The organism is Croceicoccus bisphenolivorans (assembly GCF_001634625.1).
GTDB classification, from domain to species: domain Bacteria; phylum Pseudomonadota; class Alphaproteobacteria; order Sphingomonadales; family Sphingomonadaceae; genus Croceicoccus; species Croceicoccus bisphenolivorans.
Genome location: NZ_LRSE01000060.1, coordinates 1 through 956 on the forward strand (window position 1 = coordinate 1; position 956 = coordinate 956).

The 956-nt window shown below is 59.0% G+C and carries 1 protein-coding gene; it reads right to left on the reverse strand.

Annotation, left to right across the window (positions count from 1 at the left end):
* Positions 1-31: 31 nt before the first annotated feature.
* Entirely contained in the window at positions 32-853 is an 822-nt protein-coding gene (locus tag A7A77_RS17295; protein ID WP_066561326.1) for an IS5 family transposase, read from the reverse strand.
* Between the last annotated feature and the right edge of the window lie 103 nt (positions 854-956).

A 956-nucleotide genomic window follows, 5' to 3' on the forward strand; every position in this document is an offset into this window, starting at 1 on the left:
AGAGTCTGATTCAAAACTAACCGATGTGATTTCATAGCCTTGTGATGCGGCGCGTGAGGAGCTGGATCGATGCGATGAACAGCCACGCGGTTGCCGAGGCGATGGTCTGCTCGAAGTCCTTTGCGAGACGCCGGTTTCGGTTGAGCCATGCCAAAGTGCGCTCGACAGCCCAGCGGCGTGGGAGAACCACAAAGCCCTTTGCTTTGTCGGACCGTTTGACGATTTCGATGGTCCACTTACCAACCCTGCGCAACGCCTGACGGAGCTTGTCGCCAGCATATCCGCCATCGGCGAAGACATGCCGTAGCCACGGGAAGCGATGGATGATTTCGGCGAGCACCAGCGGTGCGCCATCACGATCCTGGATGTCGGCGGTGTGGATTACCGCATGAACGAGATTTCCATCGGTGTCGGTGAGGATGTGGCGCTTGCGTCCCTTGATCTTCTTGCCTGCGTCATAGCCCCGTGGGCCGCCACTTTCCGTGGTTTTGACGCTCTGGCTGTCGATCACTCCGGCGCTTGGCGACGCCTCGCGGCCTACAGCTTCGCGCCCGATCAGCAACAGGACATGATTGAGCGACAGCCACAGCCTGTTATCACGCCACAGGTAGAACCAGCGCCGCACCGTCGAGACTGGCGGAAAGCAGGGCGGTAGCATCCGCCATGGCAGTCCGCCCCGCAGCAGATACAGGATCGCTTCGACAATCCGCCGCAGCGGCCACTTGCGAGGGCGGCCAACATGAGAAGGTGGCGGGAAGAACGGCTCCAGCACCGCCCATTCGGCATCGGTCAAATCACTTGGCAATGCCAGTTCCGCGCGGGCATACAGTGCGCGAGTGGTGTCGGTCCACATCGTTGATTTCCTTTGGTTCGTTGCAAAACCGCTGAATCAACGACTTGGGTAAGCGTCAAGCTAACCAGCTGATACCACTCAACTTAATTTCGGATCAGGCTCT

Bases quoted from the DNA above. Each gene is read 5' to 3' on its own strand.
- A7A77_RS17295 (WP_066561326.1), bottom strand. From the start codon at position 853: ATGTGGACCGACACCACTCGCGCACTGTATGCCCGCGCGGAACTGGCA.